We start from the raw sequence: 6564 nt of genomic DNA, 5'->3' as shown, positions 1-6564 counted from the left end.
GGCAAATCGAGGCAAAACTAAGGACCCTATTAACCACGAGAGTAAAATGTAATCTGATATAACTTCGCAAAAACTGTAACTCATTACGAAAAAAACGATCTATCCTCCGCTGCCCTGCTTCCAGGGCAGTTGTTCAGAGGTTCCTTAAGTGATTTTGGATTTTAGATTGAAGGAGAACAGCTAGTGTCCGGTTTCATAGCTGCTTTAACAACGTGGGCTGTCCTATTCCGTCATTCCCGTGAAAACGGGAATCCAGGCGAGGACGGACACGTAGGTCCGCCCCTACATCAAACGAACCTGGATTCCCGCGTGCGCGGGAATGACGAAGGATGGCCACAGATTTTTTCAATCGACATTTGAGACAGGACTCTCGATCATTGCAAACTGAGAACTATACCGCATGAAATCACCGTCTCAAAAAACACCGTCAGTCGAAGCAGCCCCGCGCGAAATCACCTTCGCTCAAGCGATCAACGAAGCGCTCGCCGAAGAGATGCGCCGAGATCCGACGGTGTTTATCATCGGCGAAGATGTCGCCGAGGCGGGCACGCCGTTTAGAGTTTTGTCGGGCTTGGTGAAGGAATTCGGCACGCAACGCGTGATTGACTCTCCGATCTCCGAGGCGGGGATCGCCGGCATCGGCGTCGGCGCGGCGATGACCGGCATGCGGCCCGTGGTGGACATTATGTTCGGCGATTTCATCACGCTGACGATGGACCAGATGGTCAATCAGGCGGCGAAGATTCACTACATGTCGGGCGGCAAGCTCAAAGTGCCGATGGTCCTGCGCACAACTCTCGGCGCCGCGCGCCGCTCCGCGGCGCAGCATAGTCAGAGCTTGCACGCATGGTTGAGTCATATTCCCGGATTGAAAGTCGTCGTGCCGTCAACGCCCTACGACGCCAAGGGTTTGCTCAAGTCGGCGATCCGCGACGACAACCCGGTGGCCTTTTTCGAAGACAAGATGATGTACCAACTCAAAGGCCCGGTGCCGACGGAAGAGTACACGATCCCACTCGGCGTCGCCGACGTGAAGCGCGCCGGCAGCGACATCACGCTGGTCGGCACCAGCAGCATGGTTCAGGTCGCTCTGGCCGCGGCGGAAATTTTAGCGCAAAGCGATATCAGCGCCGAAGTCGTCGACGTGCGCTGTACGGCGCCGCTCGATAAAGCGACGATTATCGAATCAGCAAAAAAAACCAGCCGCGCCATCGTCATCGACGAAGGCTACGAGCGCTACGGCGTCACCGCGGAGATCGCGTCGGTAATCGCCGACGGCGCATTTTATTATCTCGACGCGCCGGTAAAGCGCATGGGCGCCATGGACGTGCCCGTGCCGTTCTCGCCGGTGCTCGAAGATCAAACCGTGCCGACGCCGGAGTCGGTGGCGGCGATGGCAAAGATTATGTGCGGGCGGTAGCGATTGCATAATTATCCGTCGCTCCCTTCTCCTTCCTCTCCCTCTGGGAGAGGACTGAGGTGAGGGCTCTTGTAGGGGCGACCGGCGTTCGCCCTTGCCCTCACCCTTCCGTCTCCCAGAAGGCGAGGGTAATGCAGGAATTAAGAAATGGAGGTTTCTTATGGGACTTAAAACCTTCGGCCTGATGGCCGTCGATTGGGAAGAGCGCGTCAATATCGAGCGGCTGCGCCAAGAGCGCCTCGCGCGAGTGAAGAGCGCGCTGAAAAAATCGGAGCTGGGCGCGCTGCTTTGCTTCGACATGAACAACATTCGCTACATCACCGCGACGCATATCGGCACCTGGGCGATGGATAAACTGGTGCGCTTCTCCTTGTTGCCGCAGGATGACGATCCGATCTTGTGGGACTTCGGCTCGGCGGCGCGCCATCATCAGATCTATTGCCCGTGGTTGGGCGAGCGCTCCCGCGCTGGCATTTCCACTTTGCGCGGCGCGACTCATCCCGGCTCCGGCTTGGCCGAAGAACTCGCCAAGAAAATTAAACTCGAATTGGAAATGCTCAATTTACAGAACGAGCCGGTCGGCGTCGACGTGATCGAGATGCCGGTGCTGTTCGCGCTCCAAGCCCAAGGGATCAAAGTCGTCGACGGCCAGCAGTTGATGCAAGAAGTCAGAAAAATCAAAACCCAAGACGAGATCACGCTGCTCAACACCGCGACCATGATGGTCGACGCCGCCTACGACGAGCTGTATCGCTTCATGAAGCCGGGCGTCAAAGAAAATGAATGCGTCGGCGTGGTCAGCAAGGTGCTCTACGATCTCGGCTCCGAGCATGTCGAAGGCGTCAACGCGATCTCCGGCGAGCGTTGCAGTCCGCATCCGCATGTCTACACCGACCGTGTGCTCCGTCCTGGCGACCCGGCGTTCTTCGACATTCTTCACAGCTTCAACGGCTACCGCACTTGCTATTACCGGACGTTCGCTATCGGCAGCGCGTCGCCGGCGATGGTCGACGCCTACAAACGCAGCCGCGACTACATGGACGCCGCGATCAGCATCGTCAAGCCGGGCATCACCACGGCGGATGTGGTCAAGCTCTGGCCGAAGGCGCAAGAGTTCGGCTTCGCCAACGAAGAAGCCGCCTTCGCATTGCAATACGGCCACGGCGTCGGCCTGTCGATCTGGGAGAAACCGATCTTCAGCCGCTTGGTCTCCCTCGATCATCCGGAAGTCATCGAAGAAGGCATGGTCTTCGCGCTGGAAACCTATTGGCCCGCGGCCGACGGCTGGTCCGCCGCGCGCCTCGAAGAAGAAGTCGTCGTGACCAAAGACGGCTGCGAAGTGATCACGCGCTTCCCGTCGGAAAAACTCCTCGTCGCCGGCACCCACTATTTCACCACCGGCGGCGAACTGCCGACCACGCGCGAGACGCAGTCGAATTTGAATAATCCGGGAGCGCTGGAAAGAGTGAAGAATTGAGCAGGTAATAGGTGCCAGATGACCAATCAAGTTTCAGCCGAGAGAATTGAGCACGCCATACTTCTCATTCGCGGCCATAGAGTGCTGCTTGATGTCGATCTCGCTCTGCTTTACGGAGTAAGCGTCGGTAGACTGAACGAAGCGGTCAAGCGTAGTCGCGATCGTTTCCCCAGTGATTTTATGTTCCAGCTGAGCGAAGGCGAATTCCACAATTTGAGAGCGCAGGCTGGTAACCTAAACTTGAAATCGCAATTTGCGATATCAAGTTCGGATTGGGGTGGCCGGCGCCATCCGCCTTACGCTTTTACAGAACAAGGCGTTGCCATGCTTTCGAGCGTTCTCCGCAGCAAACGCGCAGTCGATGTCAACATTGAAATCATGCGGACCTTCGTTCGCTTGCGCCAATTACTCGCTACTAATGCTGAGCTGGCGCGGAAGTTGGAAGCTATGGAGAAAAAGTACGATGCTCAGTTCAAGGTAGTCTTTGACGCGATCCACCAGCTCATGAGACCGACGGAGCCGAAGCAACGTAAGATTGGTTTCATCGTTAGCGAAAGTGCGGCGAAATACGGAAGATCTGAAATCAAATCGAGAAAATAAAAAAAATTTCGGTCAGCAGAAAAAGCGAGTTAACCGATCGCGGATTCGCGATCGCCATGTGTGAAGGGATGGAACCATGAACAGAAGAACCGCCATCCGGCAACTGACAACTTTTTTTCTGACTACTGCTTCTCTTGCCCAGGCGCAGCAGGCGAAGAAAGTTCCGCGGATCGGCTACCTGTCGCTTGCCGCCAAGCCCTCGCCGAGGGATGAGGCATTCGTGCAAGGGCTGCGCGACCTGGGTTGGGTCGATGGTCAGAATATCGCGATCGAGTACCGGTGGGCCACAGGCAAACCTGAAAGTCTCGCTGCGCTCGCAGACGAGCTAGTCAGCATGAAAGTGGATATCATCGTGGCGCCGGCCACGCCGGCGGTCACCGCAGCGAAGAACGCCACGAAAACGATCCCTATCGTCATGATTGCGGTTGCCGACGCCGTCGGGAGCGGTTTTGTCGCTAGCCTTGCGCAGCCGGGTGGAAACATCACAGGGACGACCAACATTTTGCCGGAGCTTGCAAGCAAGCGCTTAGGGCTGCTTAAAGAAATTCTGCCAAAGCTTTCGCGCGTAACCTTTCTTGCCTACGGGCCTGATCCCGCTCACAAGTTATTCGTGAAGGAAGCACAGGACGCAGTCCAGAGTTTTAAGATGCGGTTTCAGCCGTTGGTGTTAGCGGGTGTCGAGGAAATCGAAGGCGCCTTCGCGGCGATGAAAAAAGAACGCGCGGGAGCTTTGATCGTTCAACCGCTGTTTATCTCGGCTCTCGGACAAGGCCCGCGCATTGCGGAACTCGCGGCCAAAAATCGTATACCGACGATCTCGGACGGCTTTCAGTTCGCGGAACAAGGGGGCTTGATGTTCTATGGGCCGGATTCCGTCGCGGTTTACCGGAACACCGCGAACTTCGTCGATAAGATCCTCAAAGGCCGCAAGCCGGCAGATCTGCCAGTGGAGCAGCCGATGAAGTTTGACTTCGTGATCAACCTTCAGACGGCGAAGAAGATCGGCGTGGATATTAAGCAGTCGGTGCTGTTCCGGGCGAGTAAGGTGATCAAGTGATTTTAGAGTTCCGATTGCCGTCTGCGGGGCAGCTTTTAGATTGCGCGGTAAACGTACGTATCATACTTTTTTACGCCTGGGCTGGACTCTGTGAGGACGACAGAGGACGACTCTTTACTTGAACGAGCCTGATTTTGCGTGGTACAAGACAGTAAGAGAAACCGTGACATGATGCAGCGAAACCATATTCATCGACTCCACGCCAAAGGCGAGCGGCAGTACCAGCGGCTTAGGTCGAAATTAGAGCCGCGCCACAAGGGGCAGATTTTGGCCATCGAGCCGGAGTCGGGAGAGTATCTGCTTGGCAAAGATGAGCTGCAAGTGGCGCTACGGGCGGTGAAGAAATTTCCCGGCAAGAAATTCAACTTTTTTCGCGTCGGTTATCCGGCCGTCCATAAGCTCCGCGTTGAGTCATGCTCAAAGGTCGCGTAAATCGGCAGGGCGAGCCGGTTATCTCTATTCAACTGATTCTGCGCGACCGTCCCATCAAATTTACCGCTGTAATTGACACAGGCTTTAACGGCTATCTGAGTGTGCCAAGACGCTTACTGACCGACAGCAAATGGCTCGCCATCGGCACTGAAAAATTTGAGATCGCGACGGGCGCCGTGGTGGAACAAGAAATATTTCTCGGCGAGATTAACTTCGACGGTAAACGGGGACCGGTTTACAGCGTTGCAACCGAGGGGCAAGACATTCTTATCGGAACCAAGCTACTGCGCGGTAAATCCCTGTCGATAAACTTCCGGACCAATCAAGTTGCCGTTAAATAGTAATTGAGCAACGATGCCAACCAACGTGATCATGCCCGCCCTCGGCGTGGCGCAGCAAACCGGCACTCTGCTCAAGTGGCTCAAAGCCGAAGGTCAAAGCGTAACCAAAGGCGAGCCGCTGATGGAGATCGAAACCGACAAGGCGACAGTAGAGATCGAAGCGGCGGCTTCCGGTGTTCTATCGCGCGTCACGGCGAAGGCGGGTGACGAAGTTCCCGTCGGTCAGACGATCGCGCTGATCTTGGCGCCGGGTGAATTGGCACCTCAGAGCCCTCACCCTAGCCCTCTCCCAAAGGGAGAGGGAATAACTCAGGGTCACCCTCTCCCCCAGGGAGAGGGCAGGGGTGAGGGCCGCGCGACTACAACAACCACAACGATGCGCGACCTTTCTACAGCACCAAGCGGCGGACGAATTCTCGCTTCGCCGAAAGCCAAGCGCATCGCGAAAGAGCGAGGGATCGAGCTGAGCTCGCTGCGTGGCAGTGGCCCCGAAGGAACTATACTCGCCGCCGATGTGCAGCGCGCCGCCAATGAAAACGTCGCGCGGCCTGCGGCTTCAACAGCGCCCGGCTTGCTGCCGCTCACCCCCATGCGCCGCATCGTCGGCCAGCGCATGACCCAGAGCAAACAGAGCGCGCCGCATTTTTACATCAGTATGGACATCGACATGACCGCGGTGACCAAGCTCAGGAACGAAGCCAAAGATCGCGGCGATGAATCGATCCCGTCGATCAATGATTTCATTCTCCAAGCCGCGGCCCGCGCGCTCAAAGATCTTCCGTCGATGAACTCAAGCTTCACCGAACAGGGAATCCAGCAGCATGCCGATATCAACATCGGCGTGGCCGTGGCGCTGGAAGAAGGACTGGTGGTCCCGGTGATTCGCAACGCGGATAAATTAAGCTTGAGCGAACTAGCCAAGCAAAGCCGCGCGCTCGCTGACAAAGCGCAAAACAAAAGACTCTTTCCCCTCGACTACGAAGGCGGCACTTTCACGGTGTCGAATCTCGGCATGCTCGGTGTCGATAGCTTCATCGCGATTATCAACCCGCCGCAGTGCGCCATCTTAGCCGTCGGACGAGTCGCGCCGCGCGTGGTCACGGATGGCGATGGCATCGAGATCAAATCCATCATGACCGCGACATTGTCCGCCGACCATCGCATCGTCGATGGCGCCAGCGCGGCGCGTTTTCTGCGGCAAGTAAAGCAAGCGTTGGAGACGCCGGCGGTTTAGTTT

Annotated in this window: 7 protein-coding genes; all 7 read left to right on the top strand. The window is 56.6% G+C overall.

Going from position 1 to position 6564, the window contains the following annotated elements; translation table 11 throughout:
• Positions 1 to 400 precede the first annotated feature (400 nt).
• The 7 genes from EXR70_10270 (at position 401) to EXR70_10240 (ending at position 6561) form a co-directional block, all read left to right on the top strand.
• Entirely contained in the window at positions 401 to 1420 is a 1020-nt protein-coding gene (locus tag EXR70_10270; GenBank protein MSP38863.1) for an alpha-ketoacid dehydrogenase subunit beta, read from the top strand.
• Positions 1421 to 1580: 160 nt separating this feature from the next.
• On the top strand, positions 1581 to 2897 hold the full coding sequence (locus EXR70_10265) for an aminopeptidase P family protein (protein MSP38862.1): 1317 nt from the start codon (positions 1581 to 1583) through the stop codon (positions 2895 to 2897).
• An 18-nt stretch (positions 2898 to 2915) separates the two neighbouring features.
• The gene (locus tag EXR70_10260; protein MSP38861.1) at positions 2916 to 3497 is read left to right on the top strand and encodes an ORF6N domain-containing protein; all 582 of its coding nucleotides are present in this window, start codon (positions 2916 to 2918) and stop codon (positions 3495 to 3497) included.
• Positions 3498 to 3573: 76 nt separating this feature from the next.
• Positions 3574 to 4554 (top strand): ABC transporter substrate-binding protein, encoded by a 981-nt coding sequence (locus EXR70_10255; GenBank protein ID MSP38860.1) that lies wholly within the window; start codon positions 3574 to 3576, stop codon positions 4552 to 4554.
• A 168-nt stretch (positions 4555 to 4722) separates the two neighbouring features.
• Complete coding sequence (locus tag EXR70_10250; GenBank protein ID MSP38859.1) at positions 4723 to 4986, top strand: hypothetical protein; 264 nt, start codon at positions 4723 to 4725, stop codon at positions 4984 to 4986.
• Positions 4968 to 5327: a hypothetical protein gene (locus EXR70_10245; protein ID MSP38858.1), complete on the top strand. Its 360-nt coding sequence runs from the start codon at positions 4968 to 4970 to the stop codon at positions 5325 to 5327. The genes EXR70_10250 and EXR70_10245 overlap by 19 nt, the downstream gene beginning before the upstream one ends.
• A 13-nt stretch (positions 5328 to 5340) precedes the next feature.
• Positions 5341 to 6561, top strand: coding sequence for a 2-oxo acid dehydrogenase subunit E2 (locus tag EXR70_10240; GenBank protein MSP38857.1), 1221 nt, complete (start codon positions 5341 to 5343; stop codon positions 6559 to 6561).
• Positions 6562 to 6564: the final 3 nt, after the last annotated feature.

The organism is Deltaproteobacteria bacterium, assembly GCA_009692615.1.
In the GTDB taxonomy this organism is placed as follows: domain Bacteria; phylum Desulfobacterota; class Binatia; order UBA9968; family UBA9968; genus DP-20.
This window is presented reverse-complemented; position numbering and strand designations above follow the sequence as displayed.